Source organism: Klebsiella sp. 64 (assembly GCF_018223915.1).
GTDB classification, from domain to species: Bacteria; Pseudomonadota; Gammaproteobacteria; order Enterobacterales; family Enterobacteriaceae; genus Klebsiella; species Klebsiella pneumoniae.
Genome location: NZ_JAGRQZ010000009.1, coordinates 46,605 through 70,572 on the forward strand (window position 1 = coordinate 46,605; position 23,968 = coordinate 70,572).

The window sequence follows — 23,968 nt, forward strand, 5'->3', positions numbered from 1 at the left end:
CCGGGAAACACGTCATTAACGGAATTTCACCGTCTCACCGGCCTGCTGGCTCGCCGCCTGCTCCAGCAGATCCCAGAAGGTTTCGCCGCTGCGATCGCAGATCCACTCGTCGCCTTTGAGATCGAAGTGATAGCCGCCCTGTTTGGTGGCCAGCCACACCTGGTGCAGCGGCTCCTGACGGTTAATAATGATTTTGCTGCCGTTTTCAAAGCTGATGGTCAGCACGCCGCCGTTGATTTCGCAGTCGATGTCGCTATCGCCGTCCCAGTCGTCCAGACGTTCTTCGATGGTCATCCACAGGCTATCGGCCAGGCGATGGAATTCACTGTCGTTCATAATTTGATTCTGCTTTTTTGATTTTTGAAGATGGGTCGCAGTATAGCGCGAAACAAAAGCGCGCGCAGTCGGATGCTAAAGGCTTGCTTTTACGTCTTCTCCTGCGATGATAGAAAGCAGAAAGAATGAATCACGGGCAACTATCAATGAAAAACGTTTTTCCTACGCTTGCCGTTTTGTTTGCGATCTTCAGCCTGACCGGCTGCGGTCTGAAAGGGCCTCTCTATTTCCCACCGGCGGACAAAACCGCGCCGCCGCCGACCAAACCGGTTAACCCTGGCATTCAGAGCGCAACGCCGGATCGTAACGATCGTGGCGATACCGGTGGTCCGAGCCAGGTCAATTACTAACGATAACGTTCTGTTCCGCGCAACTGGAGTAGATGATGCAGTTCTCTAAAATGCATGGCCTTGGCAACGATTTTATGGTCGTTGACGCGGTAACGCAGAATGTTTTTTTCTCGCCGGAGCTGATTCGCCGCCTGGCGGATCGCCACCTTGGCGTCGGGTTCGATCAGCTATTGGTCGTCGAACCGCCCTACGATCCGGATCTGGATTTCCACTACCGGATCTTTAACGCCGACGGCAGCGAAGTGTCGCAGTGCGGCAACGGCGCGCGCTGTTTTGCCCGCTTCGTCCGGCTGAAAGGCCTGACCAATAAACGTGATATCCGCGTGAGTACGGCCAACGGGCGTATGGTATTAAGCGTAACGGAAGACGATCTGGTGCGGGTGAACATGGGCGAGCCCAACTTCGAGCCGTCCCAGGTGCCGTTCCGCGCCAACAAAGCGGAAAAGACCTATATCATGCGTGCCGCCGAGCAGACAGTATTGTGCGGCGTGGTGTCCATGGGAAATCCGCACTGCGTCATCCAGGTTGATGATGTGGATACGGCGGCGGTGGAAACTCTCGGCCCGGTAATGGAAAGACATGAGCGTTTTCCGGAGCGCGCCAATATCGGCTTTATGCAGGTGGTCGGCCGGTCTCATATCCGTCTGCGCGTCTACGAACGCGGCGCGGGGGAAACCCAGGCCTGCGGCAGCGGCGCCTGCGCCGCGGTGGCGGTGGGGATCCAGCAGGGGCTGCTGGCGGAAACGGTACGCGTGGAATTACCCGGCGGTCGTCTTGATATCGCCTGGAAAGGCCCGGGCCAGCCGCTGTTTATGACCGGCCCGGCGGCCCATGTCTATGATGGATTTATTCATTTATGAAACCAATCGGGGAAGAACAGCAGGAGGTTGCCAGCGCGTTGAACGATCGCGCAGTGGTGGACTATCTGTTGCAACATCCTGAATTTTTTATTCGTAATGCCGCCCAGGTCGAACATCTCCGCGTCCCGCATCCGGTACGCGGTACGATTTCGCTGGTGGAGTGGCACATGATGCGGGCGCGTAACCATATTCATGTGCTGGAAGAGAATATGTCGCTGCTGATGGAGCAGGCGGTCGCTAATGAAAGCCTGTTCCAGCGCCTGCTGCAGCTGCAAACGCGGCTGGCGGCGGCGGAGAGCCTCGACGATATGCTCAACCGCCTTCACCGCTGGGCACGCGAGCTGGGGTTGGCGGGCGCCACGGTGCGCCTGTTTCCTGACTGCTGGCGCCTCGGCGCGCCCTCGAAGTTTACCCATCTGGCATTAAACCGGCAGGCGTTTGAGCCGATCCGTATTCAACGTCTGGGCCAGGCGCGCCACTATCTTGGACCGCTGAACGGCCCGGAGCTGCTGGTGGTGCTGCCGGAGGCGAAGGCCATTGGGTCTGTGGCGATATCGCTGCTGGGGGGCGATAATGCCCCGGGGGTGATGCTCTTCAGCAGCCGCGATGCGCAGCATTATCAGCCAGGGCAGGGGACGCAGCTGTTGCAGGAGATTGCCCAGATGCTGCCCGGCCTGCTGGAGCGCTGGATTGAACGCGCATGACCGATTCTCCTCTCTTCTCCGCCGTCGCCCGCTTTCTTCGCCATCTTGGCGTTGAACGCCAGCTCAGCCCGATCACGTTACTGAATTACCAGCGACAGCTGGACGCGCTGATCGCCCTGGCGGATGAGGCGGGCCTGAAAAGCTGGTCGCAGTGCGATGCCGCTCAGGTGCGAAGCTTTGCGGTGCGTAGTCGCCGCGCGGGGTTAGGCCCGGCAAGCCTGGCGCTTCGCCTGTCGGCGCTGCGCAGTTTCTTCGACTGGCTGGTCGGCCAGGGCGAGCTCAGCGCCAATCCGGCGAAGGGGATTGCCGCGCCGAAAATTCCCCGCCACCTGCCAAAAAATATTGACGTCGATGACGTCAATCGACTGCTGGATATCGATCTCAACGATCCGCTGGCGGTGCGCGATCGGGCGATGCTGGAGGTGATGTACGGCGCGGGATTGCGTTTGTCCGAACTGGTCAACCTGGATATCAAACACCTCGATCTCGAAAGCGGTGAGGTCTGGGTGATGGGCAAAGGCAGCAAAGAGCGCCGTTTACCGATCGGTCGCAACGCGGTGGCATGGATTGAGCACTGGCTGGATTTGCGCGGCCTGTTCGGTACCGACGACGACGCGCTGTTTTTGTCGAAGCTGGGCAAACGTATTTCGGCGCGCAACGTACAGAAGCGATTCGCCGAGTGGGGGATTAAGCAGGGGCTGAACAGCCATGTGCACCCGCACAAGCTGCGCCACTCCTTTGCCACCCATATGCTGGAGTCGAGCGGCGATCTGCGCGGCGTGCAGGAGCTGCTGGGGCATGCTAACCTCTCCACCACCCAAATCTATACCCATCTTGATTTTCAACACCTTGCCTCGGTGTACGATGCCGCGCATCCGCGCGCTAAACGGGGGAAATAATGCGTTTTTACCGACCTCTGGGCCAGATTTCCGCGCTGACGTTTGACCTGGACGATACCCTTTACGATAACCGCCCGGTGATTGACCGGACGATGCACGAGTCGCTAGCCTTTGTGCGCAGCTACCATCCTTCGCTCAGCCAGTTCGACGCCCATGAGCTTAATCAGCTGCGTCAGACGCTGCTGGCTGCTGAACCTGAGATTTATCATGACGTGACCGTCTGGCGCCACCGTGCGCTGGAGTTAGGTATGCGTAATGCCGGGCTCTCCGCCGAAGCGGCGAAAGCGGGGGCCGATGCGGCGATGGAACACTTCGCCCACTGGCGCAGCCGCGTCGATGTCCCGCAGGAAACGCACGATACGCTGGCGAAGCTGGCGAAGAAGTGGCCGCTGGTGGCGATTACCAATGGCAACGCCCGCCCGGAACTGTTCGGTCTGAGCGACTATTTCCGCTTCGTGCTGCGCGCCGGGCCGGATGGCCGCTCCAAGCCGTTTGCCGACATGTACCACCTTGCGGCGGAGCGTCTGAATGTGCCGCTCGGGCAGATTCTGCACGTCGGCGATGATCTGACTACCGACGTGGCCGGCGCTATTCGCTGTGGGATGCAGGCCTGCTGGATCAAACCGCAAGGCGCGGACCTGATGCACACCGCGGACAGCCGCCTGCTGCCGCATATTGAAATTTCACGGTTGGCATCTCTGACCTCGCTGATATAATCACCAGTCACTCTGTATATATTAACAGGGGTTCGTGGAACCCCTTCTCTTCCGGCGGTGCCAATGGACGTTTCTTACCTGCTCGACAGCCTTAATGACAAACAGCGTGAAGCCGTAGCGGCCTCGCGCACCAATATGCTGGTTCTGGCAGGGGCGGGCAGTGGTAAGACGCGCGTTCTGGTGCACCGTATCGCCTGGCTGCTGAGCGTGGAGAACTGTTCCCCGTATTCCATTATGGCGGTGACCTTTACCAACAAAGCGGCGGCGGAGATGCGTCACCGTATCGGCCAGCTGATGGGCACCACCCAGGGCGGCATGTGGGTAGGCACCTTCCACGGCCTGGCGCACCGTTTGCTGCGCGCGCACCATCTGGATGCCAACCTGCCGCAGGACTTCCAAATCCTCGACAGCGAAGACCAGCTGCGTCTGCTGAAGCGTCTGATTAAGGCGATGAACCTCGATGAGAAACAGTGGCCGCCGCGCCAGGCGATGTGGTACATCAACAGCCAGAAAGATGAAGGGCTGCGCCCGCATCATATTCAGAGCTACGGCAATCCGGTCGAGCAGACCTGGCAGAAGGTCTATCAGGCCTACCAGGAGGCCTGCGACCGCGCCGGGCTGGTGGATTTCGCCGAGCTGCTGCTGCGCGCCCACGAGCTGTGGCTGAACAAACCGCATATCCTGCAGCACTACCGCGAGCGCTTCACCAATATCCTCGTCGATGAATTCCAGGATACCAACAACATTCAGTACGCCTGGATCCGCCTGCTGGCGGGCGATACCGGCAAGGTGATGATCGTCGGCGATGACGATCAGTCTATCTATGGCTGGCGCGGCGCGCAGGTCGAGAACATTCAGCGCTTCCTTAACGACTTCCCCGGCGCGGAAACTATTCGCCTGGAGCAGAACTATCGTTCAACCAGCAATATTCTTAGCGCTGCCAACGCCCTGATTGAAAACAACAACGGTCGGCTGGGCAAAAAGCTGTGGACCGACGGCGCCGACGGCGAGCCGATTTCGCTGTACTGCGCCTTCAACGATCTCGACGAAGCGCGCTTTGTGGTGAACCGAATTAAAACCTGGCAGGAGAACGGCGGCGCGCTGGAGCAATGCGCCATTCTCTATCGCAGTAACGCCCAGTCGCGTGTGCTGGAAGAGGCCCTCCTGCAGGCCAGCATGCCGTATCGTATCTACGGCGGCATGCGCTTCTTCGAGCGTCAGGAAATCAAAGACGCGCTCTCTTACCTGCGCCTTATCGCCAACCGCAACGACGACGCGGCCTTTGAGCGCGTAGTCAATACGCCGACCCGCGGCATTGGCGACCGCACGCTGGACGTGGTGCGCCAGACGTCGCGCGATCGCCAGCTGACGCTGTGGCAGGCCAGTCGTGAGCTATTGAAAGAAAAAGCGCTGGCCGGTCGCGCCGCCAGCGCCCTGCAGCGCTTTATGGAGCTGATTGACGCGCTGGCGCAGGAGACCACCGATATGCCGCTGCACGTTCAGACCGATCGGGTGATTAAAGACTCCGGCCTGCGCGCGATGTACGAGCAGGAGAAAGGCGAGAAGGGCCAGACCCGTATTGAAAACTTAGAGGAGTTGGTGACGGCGACGCGCCAGTTCAGCTACAACGAAGAAGATGAAGATCTGATGCCGCTGCAGGCGTTTCTCTCCCACGCCGCGCTGGAAGCGGGCGAGGGGCAGGCGGACACCTGGCAGGACGCGGTTCAGCTGATGACCCTGCACTCGGCGAAAGGGCTGGAGTTCCCGCAGGTGTTCATCGTCGGCGTCGAAGAAGGGATGTTCCCGAGCCAGATGGCCCTTGATGAAGGCGGCCGCCTGGAGGAGGAGCGTCGCCTGGCCTACGTCGGCGTAACGCGCGCCATGCAGAAGCTGACGCTGACCTATGCGGAAACCCGCCGTCTGTACGGGAAAGAGGTTTATCACCGCCCGTCGCGCTTTATCGGCGAGCTGCCGCAGGAGTGCGTAGAAGAAGTGCGTCTGCGAGCCACGGTGAGCCGCCCGGTAAACCATCAGCGACTGGGCGCGCCGATTGCCGAGAGCGATACCGGCTACAAGTTAGGCCAGCGCGTACGGCATCCGAAGTTTGGCGAAGGCACTATTGTCAACCTCGAAGGCAGCGGCGAGCACAGCCGACTGCAGGTGGCTTTTCAGGGCCAGGGAATCAAATGGCTGGTGGCGGCTTACGCCCGGCTGGAGGCAGTGTAACTTTAAGAAAAATATCATTATTTTGTAATATTCTGCTACCTTTATACGTTAAGGCGCCTGATTTGCGCTTTCGCGTTCCGTTGCGTGTTGACGCCGATTTTGCGCTGGCGTAACATGCGCGCACGATTACGCTAAGAGGACATTCGCCTTGGACACACCCAGTAGATGCTGGCTCAACTTCCTGTCATTCAGGAACAACTCCTAAGGCTATCCTCTTATGCTGATAGCCTTAGCGGTTGTCAGCGACCTGCCCCATTCCCGTCGCGCTGAGTCAGGCTTAATGGTCTGAAACCCAATTTGTTTCTGTGTGCCCACCGAACTGTCCGATAATTTTTTTGCATTGGGAGTCCCGGTCATGCTGAGCGCATTTCAACTGGAAAACAATCGTTTAACGCGCCTGGAAGCCGATGAGATCAAACACCTCGCCAGCTCGGTGTGGGTCGATCTGGTCGAGCCTGACGACGATGAGCGAAGCCGCGTGCAGACGGAACTGGGTCAAAACCTGGCGACGCGCCCGGAACTGGAAGATATCGAAGCCTCCGCGCGTTTCTTTGAAGATGAAGACGGGTTACACATCCACTCGTTCTTCTTTTTTGAAGATGCCGACGATCACGCCGGCAACTCTACCGTGGCGTTTACCATCCGCGAAGGCCGCCTGTTCACGCTGCGCGAGCGCGAACTACCCGCTTTCCGCCTCTACCGTATGCGCGTGCGTAACCAGACGCTGGTCGACGGCAACGCCTACGAACTGCTGCTCGACCTGTTCGAGACCAAAATCGAGCAGCTGGCGGATGAAATTGAAAACATCTACAGCGACCTGGAAAAGCTGAGCCGCGTCATTATGGAAGGCCATCAGGGCGACGAGTACGACGAAGCGCTGTCGACGCTGGCGGAACTGGAAGATATCGGCTGGAAGGTGCGACTCTGTCTGATGGATACCCAGCGCGCGCTGAACTTCCTCGTGCGCAAGGCGCGCCTGCCGGCGGGCCAGCTGGAGCAGGCGCGGGAGATCCTGCGCGATATCGAATCTCTGCTGCCGCACAACGAATCGCTGTTCCAGAAGGTGAACTTCCTGATGCAGGCGGCGATGGGTTTTATCAATATCGAGCAGAACCGCATCATCAAGATCTTCTCGGTGGTCTCGGTGGTATTCCTGCCGCCAACTCTGGTGGCCTCCAGCTACGGGATGAACTTTGAATTTATGCCGGAACTACACTGGAGCTTTGGTTATCCGGGAGCCATCGTGTTTATGATGCTGGCCGGCCTGGCGCCATATCTCTACTTCAAGCGTAAAAACTGGCTGTAAAAAAAGGGAGCGTCGGCTCCCTTCTTTACTGGCTGATGCAGGCTTAGCCTCTGCGCAACCGGCGCTGGGTATACAGCGCATCGACGATAAACACCGCCAGCGCGACCCAGATAAAGCCAAAGGTCACCATTTTATCCTTGCCCGGCACTTCGCCGTAGAACGTCACCGCCAGCAGGAACATCAGCGTTGGGCCGATGTACTGGAAAAAGCCCAGCGTGGAGAGCCGCAGACGCGTTGCCGCCCCGGTAAAGCACAGCAAAGGGATGGTGGTCACCACGCCCGCGGCCATCAGCAGCAGATTGAGCGACCAGGGGTTCTCGCCCATATGGCTGGTCGGGCTGTCGGTGATGCCGAACAACCAGATTGCCGCCACCGGCAGCAGCCACAGCGTTTCCACCAGCATGCCGGTTTGCGCATCGACAGCAATTTTCTTTCGCACCAGGCCGTAAAAGGCAAAACTGAAAGCCAGCCCAAGACCGATTATCGGCAGCGAACCAAAGGTCCACAGCTGGACCAGCACGCCGCAAAAGGCGAGGAGCACCGCCAGCCACTGCAGACGACGGAAGCGTTCGCCGAGGAAAATCATCCCCAACAAAATATTCACCAGCGGGTTGATAAAGTAGCCGAGGCTGGCTTCCAGCATATGGTGGTTATTCACCGCCCAGATGAACAACAGCCAGTTACCGCCGACCAGCACTGCCGAGAGCGCCAGCAGGAAGATCTTGCGCGGCGTTTTCAGCAGCTTTTTCACCTGTGGCCACTGGCGGCTGACGCTGATGAGCGCCACCATGAAGAAGAAAGACCAGATCACGCGATGGGTTAGAATTTCATCGGCGGGAACATAGTAGATAAGTTTGAAGTACGCTGGCGCGATACCCCAGATAAAGTAGGCGGCGAGGGCCAGAATGATCCCCAACCGCGTCTGTTTCGCATCCATCGGTAAAATCCATTGCCAAAGAGAGTGATGTTACTCGATTTTGGCCAATCAACCCACCATATAGGTGGCCGTTGCGCTGGCAATATAGACCTGAGCTTCGTTATGCAGTTCCACGCGGGCAACCGCCACTTTATTGCCGGCGCGCAGCAGGGTGCTAGTGGCGGTAAAACGTTCGCCGCGGCCCGGACGCAGGTAGTCCACGCGCAGGTCGATGGTTCCCATACGGGAAAGCCGTTGGCGCAACTCTTCTTCGTTGATGGTGTCATGGCGGGTAAGGGTACTGCCGACGCAGACCAGGCCAGCGGCAACGTCCAGCGCGGAGGCGATCACCCCGCCATGCAGAATGCTTTGCGCCCAGTTGCCGACCATCATCGGCTGATTATTAAAGCTAAGCTGGGCAAACGCTTTTTCGTAGCGTTCCAGTTCGAGACCGAGGGCGCGGTTAAACGGCATGTGATAGACGAAAATCTCCCCTACCAGTTTCAGGGCTGCTTCGGCAGTAAGTTCAGACATAACACCGGTTCCATTCGTTAATAAAATGTTGATTTTATGCTTCTAAAATATTGATTTCCACTTTCGGAGCGGATTAGGGGGCAGGTGATTAATAAACAGGTAGAATGGCTTCAGGTTAAACAAAAATAAAAACTATTTTTCAGGAGACCAGCATGCGTATCTCTTTGGCCTGCCTGGTGGCGCTGTGCGCGCTACCGGCCGGTGTTATGGCGCAGGACGCGTCGGTACACGACAAACCGGCAGTGCGCGGCAGCATTATCGCCAACCTGCTCCAGGACCATGATAATCCTTTCCTGCTCTACCCTTATGAGAGCAACTATCTGCTCTATACGTGGACCAGCGACCTCAATAAAGAGGCGATCCGCAGCTATGACTGGGCCGAAAATGCCCGTAAAGATGAAGTGAAGTTTCAGCTAAGCCTGGCGTTCCCGCTGTGGCGCGGTATCCTGGGCGATAATTCGCTGCTGGGCGCGTCCTATACCCAGAAATCCTGGTGGCAGCTCTCTAACAGCAAAGAGTCGGCGCCGTTTCGCGAAACCAATTATGAACCCCAGCTGTTTTTGGGCTTTGCGACCGACTACCAGTTTGCCGGCTGGACGCTGCGCGATATCGAGATGGGGTATAACCACGACTCGAATGGGCGTTCCGACCCCACCTCGCGCAGCTGGAATCGGCTTTATGCCCGCCTGATGGCGCAAAACGGTAACTGGCTGGTGGAAGTGAAGCCCTGGTATGTGGTGGGCAACACCGATGATAACCCGGATATCACCAAATATATGGGCTATTACCGGCTGAAGGTGGGCTACCAGCTGGGAGAGGCGATCCTCAGCGCGCAGGGGCAATACAACTGGAACACCGGCTACGGCGGGGCGGAACTTGGCGTGAGCTATCCCATTACCAAACATGTTCGCGCCTATACGCAGATCTACAGCGGCTATGGCGAGTCGCTTATCGACTATAACTTTAACCAAACGCGCGTCGGCGTCGGGCTAATGCTCAACGATCTGTTTTAATCGTTGCACTCTGGCTCGCAGGCGCTGAAAATAGCGCCTGTTTTCTTTTCAGGCAAATGGGGTCAACGTGGCACAGGCGGAAGTATTAAATCAGGAATCGCTGGCTAAGCAGGTTTTACAAGAGACCTTCGGCTACCAGCAGTTCCGTCCTGGCCAGGAAACGATTATCGAGACGGCGCTCGAAGGCCGGGACTGCCTGGTGGTCATGCCGACCGGTGGCGGCAAGTCGCTGTGCTATCAGGTGCCGGCGCTGGTCATGGGCGGTCTGACGGTCGTGGTCTCACCGCTGATCTCGCTGATGAAGGACCAGGTCGATCAGCTGCTGGCCAACGGCGTGGCGGCGGCTTGTCTGAACTCGACACAAAGCCGCGAGCAGCAGCAGGAGGTGATGGCCGGCTGCCGCAGCGGGCAGGTTCGTCTGCTGTATATCGCGCCGGAACGGCTGATGCTGGATAACTTTCTTGAGCATCTGGCGAACTGGAACCTGGCGATGCTGGCGGTAGACGAGGCGCACTGTATCTCGCAGTGGGGCCATGACTTCCGTCCGGAATATGCCGCGCTGGGCCAGCTGCGTCAGCGGATGCCGCAGATCCCGTTTATGGCGTTGACCGCCACCGCCGATGATACCACCCGCCGCGATATCGTCCGCCTGCTGGGGCTTAACGATCCGCTGATTCAGGTCAGCAGCTTCGACCGGCCAAACATCCGCTATATGCTGATGGAGAAATTCAAGCCGCTCGATCAGCTGATGCGCTACGTTCAGGATCAGCGCGGCAAATCGGGCATTATCTACTGCAACAGCCGTTCGAAAGTGGAAGACACCGCCGCCAGGCTGCAAAGCCGCGGTATTAGCGCGGCGGCTTACCATGCCGGTCTGGAAAACGACGTGCGCGCCGAGGTGCAGGAGAAATTCCAGCGCGACGATCTGCAGATCGTGGTGGCGACGGTGGCCTTCGGGATGGGCATTAACAAGCCGAACGTCCGCTTTGTGGTGCATTTTGATATTCCGCGCAATATTGAATCCTACTATCAGGAGACCGGCCGCGCCGGGCGTGATGGCCTGCCGGCGGAAGCGATGCTGTTTTACGATCCGGCGGATATGGCGTGGCTGCGCCGCTGTCTGGAAGAAAAACCCGCCGGGCCGCTACAGGATATCGAACGGCATAAGCTGAATGCGATGGGGGCGTTTGCCGAAGCGCAGACCTGTCGCCGTCTGGTGCTGCTGAACTATTTTGGCGAAGGGCGTCAGGAGCCGTGCGGCAACTGCGATATCTGTCTTGACCCGCCAAAGCAGTACGATGGCTTAATGGACGCCCGCAAGGCGCTTTCAACGATTTACCGGGTCAATCAACGCTTCGGAATGGGTTACGTGGTGGAGGTCCTGCGCGGGGCCAACAACCAGCGCATCCGAGAGATGGGCCACGATAAGCTGCCGGTTTACGGTATCGGCCGGGAGCAAAGTCACGAGCACTGGGTGAGCGTGATCCGCCAGCTGATCCACCTTGGGCTGGTGACGCAGAATATCGCCCAGCACTCCGCGCTGCAGCTGACCGAAGCCGCGCGACCGGTGCTGCGTGGCGAAGTGCCGCTGCAGCTCGCCGTGCCGCGTATCGTGGCGCTGAAGCCAAAGGCGATGCAGAAATCCTTTGGCGGCAATTACGACCGTAAACTGTTCGCCAAGCTGCGCAAATTACGTAAAGCGATCGCCGACGAAGAGAACATCCCGCCATATGTGGTCTTCAACGACGCGACGCTTATCGAGATGGCCGAACAATCGCCGCTGACCGCCGGAGAAATGCTCAGCGTCAACGGCGTGGGGACACGCAAGCTCGAGCGTTTCGGGAAGCCGTTTATGGCGCTGATCCGGGCGCATGTTGATGGCGACGATGAGTAGTCAGCTGGCTGAAAAAGTGCCAGAATAGTTTCTCTCTTCATTATTTTCCTGCGAGTTAACTATGCTGATGCTTTTCCTCACCGTGGCGCTGGTGCATATCATTGCGCTGATGAGCCCGGGGCCGGACTTTTTCTTTGTCTCACAAACGGCCATCAGCCGCTCGCGCAGAGAGGCGATGATGGGTGTGCTGGGGATCACCTGCGGCGTCATGGTCTGGGCGGGAGTGGCGCTGCTCGGCCTGAACCTGATCCTCGCCCGGATGGCGTGGCTGCATAACATTATAATGGTCGGCGGGGGCCTGTATCTATGCTGGATGGGCTACCAGATGCTGCGTGGCGCGCTGAAAAAAGAGACGGTGGCCTCGGCGGAGCCGCAGGTGGAGCTGGCCCGCAGCGGACGCAGCTTCGTGAAGGGATTGCTGACCAATCTGGCGAATCCGAAAGCGATTATCTACTTCGGCTCGGTGTTTTCGCTGTTCGTGGGTGACAGCGTCGGCGCCGGCGCGCGCTGGGGCATTTTCCTGCTGATTATCGTTGAGACGCTGGCCTGGTTTATGGTGGTTGCCAGCCTGTTCGCCCTGCCGGGGATGCGCCGCGGCTATCAGCGGATGGCGAAGTGGATCGACGGTATCGCCGGTACGCTGTTTGCGGGCTTCGGCATCCACCTGATTATCTCGCGTTAACCGGCATGCTGTTTCCTACCCGGTTGTTTTCCGGGTGGGAAAGTATCAGTGGCGAAGCCGCTGCAGCTCGTCTTCAGACAGACCGGTCATTTCCATAATCGCCTGGTCATCAATACCGCGACTGCGCATCGCTTCGGCAACCTGCACCAGAGCCTGGTGTTTCCCTTCTTTTATGCCTTGCTGTACGCCTTCCCTGATGCCTTTCTCCATACCTTCTGCAAGCCATGTTTCCGCCAGCGTCATCAGTAATCCTCCATGCTGCGGCACGCGCTGTGCCAGCCCGTACAAGAGTGTCCGAGTATCTTCGGCATCCCCTGCCTGAGCCATATAGTTTACCAATACGGTGATTTGTTGTCCGCTCATCTGCTCCAGCATTAAGAGGTGGGTCAACTTATCCAGCAATTGCGCCATATCGCGCTGGCGGATGTGCTTTTGCACCAGCGTCAGGGCTGCCATGCTGCGGTGCTGCATGATGTCGTCGTCGGGGATCACCGTGATATCGACCAGCGGAAACGACCCGCTATACAGCTGGCTGGCGGTCTCAGGATCGGCAAAATTATCCAGCCAGCGCATCGACCAGGGATAGGGGCTGCGTCGTCCCTGATAGAAGAGAATAGGGATAACCAGAGGCAGCGTTTTATGGCCGCTCTCCAGGTGCCGCTGCATGGCGGCGACGGCATAGCGCATTAAGCGAAAGGCCATCAGCTTATCGGGTGCGCTCTGGTGCTCGATCAGAACATGGACATAGCCCGCACCGCGGGTGGTTTCCAGCGAATATAGGATATCGCTGTAGTAAGGCCTGAGATCGTCTTCAAGAAAGCTGCCGGATTCCAGACGCAGGGTGTCCAGTTTGCAGATCTGTGTTAACGACGGAGGCAGGTGGAGCTCGATAAAATCGCGCGCCGTCTCTACCCGTGAGAGAAAAGTTTTAAATACCGCATCATGAGGGGTCGCCGTTTCCGCCATTGCCGTTCATCCATGAATCACGTATCTGGCGGCATCCTGGCACGGCGGGTTCAGCGCCGACAGCGGGCAAAAAAATTAATTACCCACTTTGCGCGCCGGCTCGCGCAGAGAGAAAGCGTCGTTCACCTCGCGAACCTCTCTTTGCGAGCGAGATTCCATGATTCAGGCATGGCGGGCGGAGGCGAGCAGCGCCCCGACCAGCATAAACAGTGAACCAAAGACTTTGTTCAACGCCTTCATCTGCTTTGGCCCTTTGATCCATGCGGAAATGCGCTGCGCCAGGGTCGCATAGCCAATCATCACAATGATATCGACGACGATGGTGGTGACGCCCAGAACGAGATATTGCATCACCTGCGGCTGGTGCGGCAGGATAAACTGCGGAAACAGGGCGGCCAGAAAAACAATGCTTTTGGGATTGGTGAGATTTACGAACACCGCGCGCTGGAACAGTTTGCCGCGCGTCTGCGCCTTCGCCAGCGTATTCAGGTCGATCGCCCCTGCCGCCCGCCATTGCTGGATACCCAGCCAGATCAGGTAGGCGGCGCCGGCCCATTTTAGCACCTCAAAGGCCAGCACCGAGCGGGAGAAGAGAGTGCCGAGACCAACGCCAACCAGCACGATATGAATGGCCAGCCCGGTCTGCAAACCGGCAATCGACGCCGCCGCGCCGCGGTATCCGTGGTTAATGGAGGTGGTCATGGTATTAATCGCTCCGGAACCCGGCGACAGGCTGAGAATAATTGATGTCAGCAGGTAGGCGAACCACCACTCAATGGTCATGAGAAACTCCCTGATTGTCTGTTTTTATGCCACAATACGCTATTGTGTCAGCATTGTGTGATACACGGTAAAAAAACGATTTTCAGCGGTTAACAGGGGTGTAAACCCGATGTTTGGGCAGAAAAAGGACTGGGAAACACGAGAAAACGCGTTTGCGGCCTTTAGCATGGGGCCGCTGACGGATTTCTGGCGACAGCGCGAAGAAGCTGAATTTAAAGGCGTCGACGATGTACCGGTACGCTTTGTCCGCTTTTGCGCGCAACATAACGATCGTCTGGTGTTGATTTGCCCCGGGCGCATTGAAAGCTACGTGAAGTATGCTGAAGTGGCCTACGATCTCTTTCACTGCGGCTTTGACGTGATGATCATTGACCATCGCGGGCAGGGACGCTCGGGCCGCCTGCTCTCAGATACCCACCGCGGACACGTGGTTAACTTCAGCGACTATGTTGATGACCTGGCCGCGCTCTGGCAGCAGCAGGTGGTTCCTGGACACTGGCGAAAACGGTTTATCCTTGCCCATTCTATGGGCGGAGCGATTGCCACGCTTTTTCTGCAACGTTACCGGGCGCATTGCGATGCAATAGCGCTCTGCGCGCCGATGTTCGGGATTATCATTCGGCTGCCGGACTGGATGGTGCGCCATATTCTCGACTGGGCTGAGGGCCATCAGCGCATTCGCGAAGAGTATGCTATCGGCACCGGGCGCTGGCGGGCGCTGCCTTTTGCCGTTAACGTGCTGACGCACAGTCGGCAACGCTATCGTCGCAACCTGCGCTTCTATGCCGATGAGCCGCGGCTGCAGGTCGGCGGTCCGACCTGGCACTGGGTGCGTGAGGGCATGCTGGCCGGCGACGAAGTGCTGGCGAATGTGGAAAAAGATACCGCCCCGACGCTGCTTTTACAGGCGGAGGAGGAGCGGGTGGTCGATAATCTGATGCACGACCGCTATTGCGAATTACGGGCCGCTGCCGGCCATCCCTGTGAGGGCGGTAAGCCGCTCGTCATTGAAGGGGCATATCATGAGATCCTTTTTGAAAAGGACGCTATGCGCTCAGTCGCGCTCAATGCCATCGTCGAGTTTTTCAATCGACATACTTAATCCGACGATAACGCTCGTCGCCCTGCTTAGAGGTTAACTTTTTTATGTACCAGGTTGTTGCGTCTGATTTAGACGGCACGCTGCTTTCTCCCGATCATTTCCTGACCCCGTATGCCAAAGAGACGCTAAAGCTGCTTACCGCCCGTGGGATCAATTTCGTCTTCGCCACCGGCCGTCACTACATCGACGTCGGGCAAATCCGCGATAATCTCGGCATCCGGTCGTACATGATCACCTCTAACGGCGCTCGCGTTCACGATAGCGATGGTCAGCAAATCTTTGCCCATAACCTCGATCGCGATATTGCCGCCGACCTGTTTGAGATCGTGCGTAACGACCCGAAAATCGTCACTAACGTTTATCGGGAAGACGAGTGGTATATGAACCGCCATCGTCCGGAAGAGATGCGCTTCTTCAAGGAGGCGGTGTTTAACTACAAGCTGTATGAGCCGGGCGAACTGGATCCGCAGGGGATCAGCAAAGTATTCTTTACCTGCGAGGATCATGAGCATCTGCTGCCGCTGGAGCAGGCGATGAACGCCCGCTGGGGCGATCGGGTGAACGTCAGCTTCTCCACCTTAACCTGCCTGGAAGTCATGGCGGGTGGGGTATCGAAGGGGCATGCGCTGGAGGCGGTGGCGAAGATGCTCGGCTACACTCTTTCCGATTGCATCGCCTTCGGCGACGGTATGAACGACGCTGAGATGCTGTCGATGGCTGGCAAAGGCTGCATCATGGCCAACGCCCACCAGCGGCTGAAGGATCTGCATCCGGAACTGGAAGTGATCGGCAGTAACGCCGACGATGCTGTCCCGCACTACCTGCGTAAGCTATACCTCGACTGAAAAAGATTGACGACTGGCGAATAAGTGTCCAGTCGTCAACCTGACTCTTCGCTACAATGCCTGTTCTTTATCCAACGAGACGACCATTGTGGCGCTGTTAATTATCACCACTATCCTGTGGGCCTTTTCTTTTAGCCTGATTGGCGAATACCTGGCCGGTAGCGTCGACAGCTATTTTTCGGTGCTGATGCGCGTGGGCCTGGCGGCGCTAGTGTTCCTGCCTTTCCTGCGCACGCGCGGCCAGTCTCCGCGCACGATCGTGCTCTATATGCTGGTGGGCGCGATGCAGCTAGGCATCATGTACCTGCTGGCTTTCCGCGCCTATCTCTATCTGACGGTCTCGGAATTTCTGCTGTTTACCGTGTTTACTCCCCTGTATATCACGCTGATCTACGACCTGCTCAGCGGACGTAAGCTGCGCTGGGGCTATCTGCTGAGTGCCGCGCTGGCGGTGCTGGGGGCGGCGATTATCCGCTATGACAAAGTCAGCGATCATTTCTGGACCGGGCTGTTACTGGTACAGCTGTCAAACCTCTGCTTCGCCATCGGTATGGTGGGGTATAAGCGTCTGATGGAGGTGCGTCCGATGCCGCAGCACAATGCCTTTGCCTGGTTCTATGTCGGGGCCTTTATCGTGGCGGTGGCGGCGTGGTTTATGCTCGGCAACGCCCAGAAGCTGCCGACCACCACGCTGCAGTGGAGCGTGCTGGTGTGGCTCGGCGTGGTGGCTTCCGGGCTGGGTTACTTTATGTGGAACTATGGCGCCACCCAGGTGGATGCCGGCACGCTGGGGATCATGAATAACGTCCATGTCCCCGCCGGGCTGCTGGTTAACCTTGCCATCTGGCAGGAGCAGCCGCACTGGCCGAGCTTTATTAGCGGAGCGTTGGTGATCCTGGCCTCGCTGTGGGTCCATCGCCGCTGGGTCGCTCCGCACTCCGGACAAACGGCAGATGATCGCAGGCGTGGTTCCGCGCAGAGCGAATAAACGCTTCGGTGACCGGTTGACGCTGTTCGCCATCGCGAACGGCCGCGTACAACCGGCTCCATAATCCCTCACCCAGGGTTTTGGTGACCACCAGGCCCTGGCGTTCAAAGCTTTCCACCACCCAGTGCGGCAGCGCGGCGATGCCCATCCGGGCAGCCACCATCTGGATCAACAACAGCGTGTTATCGACGCTTTTCAGCTGCGGGCTGATGCCGGCCGGCTGCAGGAAGTGGCGCCAGATATCGAGGCGCCCGCGCTGCACGGGATAAATCAACAGCGTTTCCGCGGCCAGATCCTCCGGGGTAACCAGCGTCTTCATAGCTAACGGATGCTCGGGCGCCAGCACCAGACGCACCTCAAAATCAAACATCGGCGAGTAGTGCAGGCCGCTGCGCGGCAGAATATCGGAGGTCATCACCAGATCCAGTTCACCCTGCTGCAGCGCAGGCTGTGGGTCGAAGGTGACGCCGGAATGGAAGTCGACCTCCACATGTGGCCAGCGGGCGCGGAAATTCTCCAGCGCCGGCGTCAGCCACTGAATACAGCTGTGACATTCGATAGCCAGCCTCAGCCGGGTCTGCTGTGGTTCGTTACAGTCCTGCAGGGCGCGAGCGATCTGCGGCAGCACCTGGTTGGCCAGCTGTAAGAGGATTTCCCCCTGAGGCGTAAAACGCAGCGGCTGGCTCTTACGCACAAAGAGACGAAAGCCAAGGCGCTGTTCCAGATCGCTGAACTGGTGAGACAAGGCGGACTGGGTCTGGTGCAGGGCCGCTGCCGCACCCGCCAGTGAACCGCTGTTCCGCAACGCTTGCAGCGTTTTCAGATGTTTAATTTCGATCATGAAAGTCCTTCACTTCGCCATGAGCAATTTGCGCTTGAGGAATATACAGTAACTGTCAATTATGGATGTGTAAACATCTGGACGTCTAAAACTCGTCATATTTCGACTTGCAGATGCGTTGGCTGCCTTGCTTACCCCAGTCACTTCCTTCAGTAAGCTCCTGGGGATGCGCATCGTTGCCGCCTTCCTGCAAGCCGAACTATTGAGATTTTTTCTTCAGATTCAATGAAATAAGAGAGGAACAAAAATGACAATTATTAACCACACCCTCGGTTTTCCTCGCGTTGGCCTGCGCCGCGAGCTGAAAAAAGCGCAAGAGAGCTACTGGGCGGGCAACGCCACTCGCGAGGAACTGCTGGCGGTAGGCCGTGAGCTGCGCGCCCGTCACTGGGAGCAGCAGAAACAGGCGGGCGTTGATCTGCTGCCGGTGGGGGATTTCGCCTGGTACGACCATGTTCTGACTACCAGCCTGCTGCTTGGCAACGTGCCGGCTCGTCATCAGAACAAAGACGGATCCATCGACATCGATACCCTGTTCCGCATTGGCCGCGGCCGCGCGCCGACTGGCGAACCGGCCGCCGCTGCGGAAATGACCAAATGGTTTAACACCAACTATCACTATATGGTGCCGGAGTTCGTGAAGGGCCAGCAGTTCAAACTGAGCTGGACCCAACTGCTGGATGAAGTAGACGAAGCGCTGGCGCTGGGCCACAAGATCAAGCCCGTGCTGCTGGGGCCGGTAACCTATCTGTGGCTGGGTAAAGTGAAAGGTGAACCGTTTGACCGCCTGACCCTGCTGAATGCCATCCTGCCGGTTTACCAGCAGGTGCTGGCCGAACTGGCGAAGCGCGGCATCGATTGGGTGCAGATTGATGAACCGGCGCTGGTGCTGGAGCTGCCGCCAGCGTGGCTGGAGGCCTTTCAACCGGCTTATGACGCCCTGCAGGGCCAGGTGAAGCTGCTGCTGACTACCTATTTTGAAGGCGTTAGCGACAATCTCGCGACCATTGCTGCGCTACCGGTCCAGGGGTTGCACGTCGATCTGGTGCACGGCAAAGATGATGTTGCCGAACTGCACAACCGCCTGCCGGCCGACTGGCTGCTGTCCGCGGGCTTGATCAATGGGCGTAACGTCTGGCGCGCCGATCTCACCGAAAAGTATGCGCAAATTAAAGACCTCGTCGGTAAGCGCGAGCTATGGGTCGCGTCATCCTGCTCTCTGCTGCATAGCCCGATCGATCTGAGCGTGGAGACGCGCCTTGATGCGGAAGTGAAGAGCTGGTTTGCCTTCGCGCTGCAGAAATGCGGTGAGCTGGCGCTGCTGCGCGATGCGCTGAACAGCGGCGATACGGCGGCGATTACCGAGTGGAGCGCGCCAATCCAGGCCCGTCGCCATTCGACCCGCGTGCACAACGCGGAGGTGGAAAAACGGCTGGCGGCGATCACTGCTCAGGACAGCCAGCGCGCCAGCCCCTATGAGGTTCGCGCGCAGGCACAGCGCCAGCGCTTTAACCTGCCGAAATGGCCGACCACCACCATCGGGTCATTCCCGCAAACGACCGAGATCCGCGGCCTGCGCCTGGACTTCAAAAAGGGTAACCTTGACGCCAGTCATTATCGGACGGGGATTGCGGAACATATTAAGCAGGCGATCGTCGAGCAGGAGCGGTTAGGTTTAGACGTACTGGTGCACGGGGAGGCCGAGCGGAACGACATGGTGGAATACTTCGGCGAACATCTGGACGGTTTTATCTTCACGCAAAACGGCTGGGTGCAGAGCTATGGTTCCCGCTGCGTGAAGCCGCCGGTGGTGATCGGCGACGTCAGCCGTCCGCAGGCGATCACCGTCGACTGGGCGAAGTATGCGCAGTCGCTGACCGACAAGCCGGTGAAAGGGATGCTCACTGGACCGGTGACCATTCTGTGCTGGTCCTTCCCGCGGGAGGATGTCAGCCGTGAAACCATCGCGAAACAGATTGCGCTGGCCCTGCGTGATGAAGTGGCGGATCTGGAGGCGGCGGGGATCGGCATCATCCAGATTGATGAGCCGGCGCTGCGCGAAGGGTTACCGCTGAAGCGCAGCGACTGGGATGCCTATCTGCAGTGGGGTGTGGAAGCCTTCCGCCTTAATGCTGCGGTCGCCAAAGACGACACGCAGATCCATACTCACATGTGCTATTGCGAGTTCAATGACATCATGGACTCCATTGCCGCGCTGGACGCTGACGTGATCACCATTGAAACCTCGCGGTCCGATATGGAGCTGCTGGAGTCGTTCGAAGCGTTCGAGTACCCCAATGAGATCGGGCCGGGAGTATATGATATTCACTCGCCAAACGTGCCGAGCGTGGAGTGGATCGAAGCGCTGCTGAAGAAAGCCGCGCAGCGTATCCCGGTGGAGCGACTGTGGGTTAACCCGGACTGCGGCCTGAAAACTCGCGGCTGGCCGGAAACCCGCGCCGCGCTGGCGAATATGGTGCAAGCGGCGCGAAATCTGCGCCAGTCCGCCTAATCGTTACGCGAAAAATCAAAAAGGAGGCATTTGCCTCCTTTTTTCATGCTTAGGGCGATTACCCTTTTTTACCGCCATACTGAGCAAACCAGGCGAGCATCCGCTGCCAGCCGTCTTTGGCTGACTCTTCATGATAGCTGGCGCGATAGTCGGCGTTAAAGGCATGATCGGCTTCGGGATATACCACGATTTCCGCCGTGGCGTTGGCTGCCCGCAGCGCCTGACGCATAGTCTCGACGGTGTCCTGCGGAATGCTGGCGTCTTTAGCGCCGTACAGACCAAGCACCGGGGCGTTGAGATCGACGGCGATATCTACCGGGTGCTTCGGCGAATTCAGTGATTTTTCTCCCACCAGCTTACCGTACCAGGCCACTGCCGCTTTAAGCTGCGGGTTATGCGCGGCATACAGCCAGGTAATGCGTCCGCCCCAGCAGAAGCCGGTGATCAGCAGACGATGGGCATCGCCGCCGTGGCGCGCCGCCCAGCTGGCGACGTGGTCGAGATCCGCCAGCACCTGCGCGTCCGGCACCTTGCTGACCAGCTCTTTGAACAGGGTCGGGATATCGTGGTACTCATTCGGATCGCCCTGACGGAAGTATAATTCAGGCGCGATAGCCAGATAGCCTTCCTGTGCCAGGCGGCGACAAAGATCGCGAATGTGCTCATGCACGCCGAAAATTTCCTGTACCACGATAACAATCGGCAGTGGGCCATCGACGTTTTTCGGGCGGGCGTGGTAGGCCGGCATGTTTTCACCCTGAGAGGGAATCGACGTCTCTCCGGCGATAATATGCTCTTCCGGCGTATGAACGGCGGTTGCGGCGTGTGGTGAAGCTGCAGGTGCGAATCCAGGTTGCTTGGTGGTGGTCATGGTATTCTCCGTACCCTTATTTATTAGCGCATCAGTAACTATAGACCCTTTACCTTTAGTTCGGGCGGTAATAAAGCACAGTGCCTGAAAGCGGCTATCTTTTGTTCTGTGATGATGAATATAACTTGTTAATGTGATGTGTATCACTATTTACTGAAAAACAACTGCAATCATTATTGGTCTTGGTGACTATCATCACAAAATATTGCCAGGGGCTTCTGTACAGTACCGTTTTGCTTCTGCTGATAATTCGACCCACAGAGGAGTTTTTTATGTCCAAGTCTGATGTTTTTCATCTCGGCCTCACCAAGAACGATTTACAAGGGGCTACGCTGGCTATCGTCCCTGGCGATCCGGAGCGTGTGGAAAAGATCGCCGCGCTGATGGATAAGCCGGTTAAGCTGGCATCTCACCGCGAATTTACCTCCTGGCGCGCGGAGCTGGACGGCAAACCAGTGATCGTCTGCTCTACCGGCATCGGCGGCCCGTCGACTTCCATCGCCGTGGAAGAGCTGGCGCAGCTGGGGGTGCGTACCTTCCTGCGTATCGGCACCACCGGCGCGATTCAACCGCACATTAACGTTGGCGATGTGCTGGTGACTACCGCCTCCGTTCGTCTGGACGGCGCCAGCCTGCACTTCGCGCCGATGGAGTTCCCGGCCGTCGCAGACTTCGCCTGTACCACCGCGCTGGTGGAAGCGGCGAAATCAATCGGCGCCACCACCCATATCGGCGTAACCGCTTCCTCGGATACCTTCTACCCGGGCCAGGAGCGTTACGACACCTTCTCCGGCCGCGTCGTGAGCCGCTTCAAGGGCTCAATGGAAGAGTGGCAGGCAATGGGCGTGATGAACTATGAAATGGAATCCGCCACGCTGCTGACCATGTGCGCCAGCCAGGGCCTGCGCGCCGGGATGGTGGCTGGGGTTATCGTGAACCGTACCCAGCAAGAGATCCCTAACGCCGAAACCATGAAGCAAACCGAAAGCCACGCGGTGAAAATCGTCGTGGAAGCGGCGCGTCGTCTGCTGTAATTCAACTCTTTCCCTGTCAGGCCGGATCCTCCGGCCTTTCTTTTTTGCGTCGCCTCTCGCAGGAAATTCCTTTTAAACTGGACGTTTGTACAGCACAATTCTATTTTGTGTCATCAGGTTATCGCAGGGGGCGTCGTGGATCTCTCCATTATTATCAGCGCGGTTATCGCACTGGCAGCCGGGTTAATGGTCGGCTGGCTGGCGACCAAAGCGCGTGCCGATCAAATTCGGGCCGATCTCATCGAGGAACGGCGAGAGTTGGATATTGAGCTGAGCGCCGCCCGCCAGCAACTGGCGCAGGAGGCCCACTGGCGTGAGGAGTGTGAGCTGCTGAACAACGAGCTGCGCAGCCTACGGGATATCAATACCTCGCTCGAGGCCGATCTCCGTGAGGTCACCACCCGGCTCGAATCCACCCAGCTGCATGCGGAAGATAAGATCCGCCAGATGATGAACAGCGAGCAGCGCCTTAGCGAGCAGTTTGAAAACCTCGCCAACCGTATTTTCGAACACAGCAACCGGCGGGTCGATGAGCAAAACCGCCAGAGCCTGCATGGCCTGCTGACGCCGCTACGCGAACAGCTGGACGGGTTCCGCCGCCAGGTGCAGGAGAGCTTTGGCCAGGAGGCGCGTGAAAGACATACCCTGGCGCATGAGATCCGCAATCTGCAGCAGTTGAACGCGCAGATGGCACAGGAGGCGCTGAACCTGACCAAAGCGCTGAAGGGGGATAACAAAACTCAGGGCAACTGGGGGGAAGTGGTCTTAACCCGCGTGCTGGAGGCCTCCGGCCTGCGCGAAGGCTATGAGTACCAGACTCAGGTCAGTATTGAGACCGACAACCGCTCGCGGATGCAGCCGGACGTTATCGTGCGCCTGCCGCAGGGTAAGGACGTGGTGATCGACGCCAAAATGACCCTGGTCGCCTATGAGCGCTATTTCAACGCCGAAGACGACTACACCCGCGAAGTCGCGCTGCAGGAACACCTTGCCTCGGTGCGAAACCATATTCGCCTGCTGGGACGCAAGGATTATCAACAGCTGCCTGGCCTGCGCTCGCTCGACTATGTGCTGATGTTTATTCCCGTTGAGCCGGCGTTCCTGCTGGCCATCGATCGCCAGCCTGAGCTCATCAGCGAGGCGCTGCAAAATAATATTATGCTGGTTAGCCCGACGACGCTGCTGGTAGCCCTGCGCACTATCGCCAATCTGTGGCGCTATGAGCACCAGAGTCGTAACGCGCAGAAGATTGCCGAGCGGGCGGGGCGCCTTTACGACAAAATGCGCCTGTTTGTGGATGATATGTCCGCCATCGGCCAGAGTCTGGATAAGGCGCAAGAGAGCTATCGCCAGGCGATGAAAAAGCTCGCTTCCGGGCGTGGTAATCTGCTGGCCCAGGCGGAGGCCTTTCGCGGCCTGGGCGTGGAGGTCAAGCGCGGGATTAATCCTGATTTAGTCGAACAAGCTACGGCTCAGGACGAGCAATATCGTCTCGAAGATGAGGATAACCTGCCGGAAAATGACGCATTTTCACCCGACTCTGCCGAGACGGTGCGTAGCCGGGAGGCGGCTCCGCCACGCTGAAACGTA

The 23,968-nt window shown here is 58.1% G+C and carries 24 protein-coding genes; 17 read left to right on the forward strand and 7 right to left on the reverse strand.

Going from position 1 to position 23,968, the window contains the following annotated elements:
* Nucleotides 1-15: 15 nt before the first annotated feature.
* Entirely contained in the window at nt 16-336 is a 321-nt protein-coding gene (gene cyaY / locus KHQ23_RS08410) for an iron donor protein CyaY (RefSeq protein ID WP_002883389.1), read from the reverse strand.
* A 146-nt stretch (nt 337-482) separates the two neighbouring features.
* Here cyaY and KHQ23_RS08415 point away from each other — a divergent pair, with 146 nt between their 5' ends.
* The 8 genes from KHQ23_RS08415 (at nt 483) to corA (ending at nt 7,397) form a co-directional block, all read left to right on the forward strand.
* Nucleotides 483-686: a lipoprotein gene (locus KHQ23_RS08415; protein ID WP_002883392.1), complete on the forward strand. Its 204-nt coding sequence runs from the start codon at nt 483-485 to the stop codon at nt 684-686.
* Nucleotides 687-721: 35 nt separating this feature from the next.
* Nucleotides 722-1,546, forward strand: coding sequence for a diaminopimelate epimerase (dapF, locus tag KHQ23_RS08420; protein ID WP_073553616.1), 825 nt, complete (start codon nt 722-724; stop codon nt 1,544-1,546).
* Nucleotides 1,543-2,250 carry a DUF484 domain-containing protein gene (locus KHQ23_RS08425; protein ID WP_002883395.1) on the forward strand — a complete coding sequence of 236 codons (708 nt, stop codon included), beginning with the start codon at nt 1,543-1,545 and terminating at the stop codon, nt 2,248-2,250. Before dapF ends, KHQ23_RS08425 begins: the two co-directional genes overlap by 4 nt.
* The gene (gene xerC, locus KHQ23_RS08430) at nt 2,247-3,149 is read left to right on the forward strand and encodes a tyrosine recombinase XerC (protein ID WP_002883396.1); all 903 of its coding nucleotides are present in this window, start codon (nt 2,247-2,249) and stop codon (nt 3,147-3,149) included. Before KHQ23_RS08425 ends, xerC begins: the two co-directional genes overlap by 4 nt.
* Nucleotides 3,149-3,865: a 5-amino-6-(5-phospho-D-ribitylamino)uracil phosphatase YigB gene (gene yigB, locus KHQ23_RS08435; RefSeq protein WP_002883397.1), complete on the forward strand. Its 717-nt coding sequence runs from the start codon at nt 3,149-3,151 to the stop codon at nt 3,863-3,865. The genes xerC and yigB overlap by 1 nt, the downstream gene beginning before the upstream one ends.
* A gap of 63 nt (nt 3,866-3,928) precedes the next feature.
* Nucleotides 3,929-6,091 carry a DNA helicase II gene (uvrD, locus tag KHQ23_RS08440; RefSeq protein WP_002883398.1) on the forward strand — a complete coding sequence of 721 codons (2,163 nt, stop codon included), beginning with the start codon at nt 3,929-3,931 and terminating at the stop codon, nt 6,089-6,091.
* Between the two features lie 148 nt (nt 6,092-6,239).
* The gene (ysgD, locus tag KHQ23_RS26610; RefSeq protein WP_349815745.1) at nt 6,240-6,296 is read left to right on the forward strand and encodes a YsgD/CorL family protein; all 57 of its coding nucleotides are present in this window, start codon (nt 6,240-6,242) and stop codon (nt 6,294-6,296) included.
* Between the two features lie 150 nt (nt 6,297-6,446).
* Nucleotides 6,447-7,397 (forward strand): magnesium/cobalt transporter CorA, encoded by a 951-nt coding sequence (gene corA / locus KHQ23_RS08445; RefSeq protein ID WP_002883400.1) that lies wholly within the window; start codon nt 6,447-6,449, stop codon nt 7,395-7,397.
* A 43-nt stretch (nt 7,398-7,440) separates the two neighbouring features.
* Here the strand turns inward: corA and rarD are convergent, their stop codons facing one another.
* Together rarD and yigI are read right to left on the reverse strand one after the other, a co-directional pair.
* The gene (gene rarD / locus KHQ23_RS08450) at nt 7,441-8,334 is read right to left on the reverse strand and encodes an EamA family transporter RarD (RefSeq protein ID WP_004187777.1); all 894 of its coding nucleotides are present in this window, start codon (nt 8,332-8,334) and stop codon (nt 7,441-7,443) included.
* Between the two features lie 48 nt (nt 8,335-8,382).
* Nucleotides 8,383-8,847 carry an acyl-CoA thioesterase YigI gene (gene yigI / locus KHQ23_RS08455; RefSeq protein ID WP_002883404.1) on the reverse strand — a complete coding sequence of 155 codons (465 nt, stop codon included), beginning with the start codon at nt 8,845-8,847 and terminating at the stop codon, nt 8,383-8,385.
* Between the two features lie 152 nt (nt 8,848-8,999).
* Here yigI and pldA point away from each other — a divergent pair, with 152 nt between their 5' ends.
* The 3 genes from pldA (at nt 9,000) to rhtC (ending at nt 12,436) form a co-directional block, all read left to right on the forward strand.
* Nucleotides 9,000-9,860 (forward strand): phospholipase A, encoded by an 861-nt coding sequence (pldA, locus tag KHQ23_RS08460; RefSeq protein ID WP_002883408.1) that lies wholly within the window; start codon nt 9,000-9,002, stop codon nt 9,858-9,860.
* Nucleotides 9,861-9,927: 67 nt separating this feature from the next.
* Nucleotides 9,928-11,754, forward strand: coding sequence for an ATP-dependent DNA helicase RecQ (recQ, locus tag KHQ23_RS08465; protein WP_004152055.1), 1,827 nt, complete (start codon nt 9,928-9,930; stop codon nt 11,752-11,754).
* Nucleotides 11,755-11,815: 61 nt separating this feature from the next.
* Nucleotides 11,816-12,436 carry a threonine export protein RhtC gene (gene rhtC / locus KHQ23_RS08470; RefSeq protein ID WP_004177928.1) on the forward strand — a complete coding sequence of 207 codons (621 nt, stop codon included), beginning with the start codon at nt 11,816-11,818 and terminating at the stop codon, nt 12,434-12,436.
* A 45-nt stretch (nt 12,437-12,481) separates the two neighbouring features.
* On the opposite strand, the gene KHQ23_RS08475 is transcribed toward rhtC, so the two are convergent.
* Both KHQ23_RS08475 and rhtB read right to left on the reverse strand, forming a co-directional pair.
* A complete protein-coding gene (locus KHQ23_RS08475) occupies nt 12,482-13,402 on the reverse strand; it encodes an Rpn family recombination-promoting nuclease/putative transposase (protein ID WP_032435730.1) in 921 nt (306 codons plus the stop codon).
* 162 nt (nt 13,403-13,564) lie between these two features.
* Nucleotides 13,565-14,185, reverse strand: coding sequence for a homoserine/homoserine lactone efflux protein (gene rhtB / locus KHQ23_RS08480; protein WP_002883411.1), 621 nt, complete (start codon nt 14,183-14,185; stop codon nt 13,565-13,567).
* Nucleotides 14,186-14,294: 109 nt separating this feature from the next.
* On the opposite strand from rhtB, the gene pldB reads away from it, so the two are divergent.
* The 3 genes from pldB (at nt 14,295) to KHQ23_RS08495 (ending at nt 17,120) form a co-directional block, all read left to right on the forward strand.
* Nucleotides 14,295-15,287 (forward strand): lysophospholipase L2, encoded by a 993-nt coding sequence (pldB, locus tag KHQ23_RS08485; protein WP_002883412.1) that lies wholly within the window; start codon nt 14,295-14,297, stop codon nt 15,285-15,287.
* 44 nt (nt 15,288-15,331) lie between these two features.
* Nucleotides 15,332-16,132, forward strand: coding sequence for a sugar/pyridoxal phosphate phosphatase YigL (gene yigL / locus KHQ23_RS08490; RefSeq protein WP_004146466.1), 801 nt, complete (start codon nt 15,332-15,334; stop codon nt 16,130-16,132).
* An 88-nt stretch (nt 16,133-16,220) separates the two neighbouring features.
* A complete protein-coding gene (locus tag KHQ23_RS08495) occupies nt 16,221-17,120 on the forward strand; it encodes a carboxylate/amino acid/amine transporter (protein WP_002883414.1) in 900 nt (299 codons plus the stop codon).
* Here the strand turns inward: KHQ23_RS08495 and metR are convergent.
* A complete protein-coding gene (gene metR, locus KHQ23_RS08500; protein WP_002883415.1) occupies nt 17,008-17,961 on the reverse strand; it encodes an HTH-type transcriptional regulator MetR in 954 nt (317 codons plus the stop codon). The genes KHQ23_RS08495 and metR overlap by 113 nt on opposite strands.
* 247 nt (nt 17,962-18,208) lie before the next feature.
* Between metR and metE the strand changes: the two genes are divergently transcribed.
* On the forward strand, nt 18,209-20,473 hold the full coding sequence (gene metE / locus KHQ23_RS08505; protein ID WP_002883416.1) for a 5-methyltetrahydropteroyltriglutamate--homocysteine S-methyltransferase: 2,265 nt from the start codon (nt 18,209-18,211) through the stop codon (nt 20,471-20,473).
* Nucleotides 20,474-20,531: 58 nt separating this feature from the next.
* Here metE and KHQ23_RS08510 read toward each other — a convergent pair whose 3' ends face one another.
* Nucleotides 20,532-21,344 (reverse strand): dienelactone hydrolase family protein, encoded by an 813-nt coding sequence (locus tag KHQ23_RS08510; protein ID WP_016947175.1) that lies wholly within the window; start codon nt 21,342-21,344, stop codon nt 20,532-20,534.
* Between the two features lie 272 nt (nt 21,345-21,616).
* On the opposite strand from KHQ23_RS08510, the gene udp reads away from it, so the two are divergent.
* Both udp and rmuC read left to right on the forward strand, forming a co-directional pair.
* Entirely contained in the window at nt 21,617-22,378 is a 762-nt protein-coding gene (udp, locus tag KHQ23_RS08515) for a uridine phosphorylase (RefSeq protein ID WP_002883419.1), read from the forward strand.
* 135 nt (nt 22,379-22,513) lie between these two features.
* Entirely contained in the window at nt 22,514-23,962 is a 1,449-nt protein-coding gene (rmuC, locus tag KHQ23_RS08520) for a DNA recombination protein RmuC (RefSeq protein ID WP_002883420.1), read from the forward strand.
* Nucleotides 23,963-23,968 lie beyond the last annotated feature (6 nt).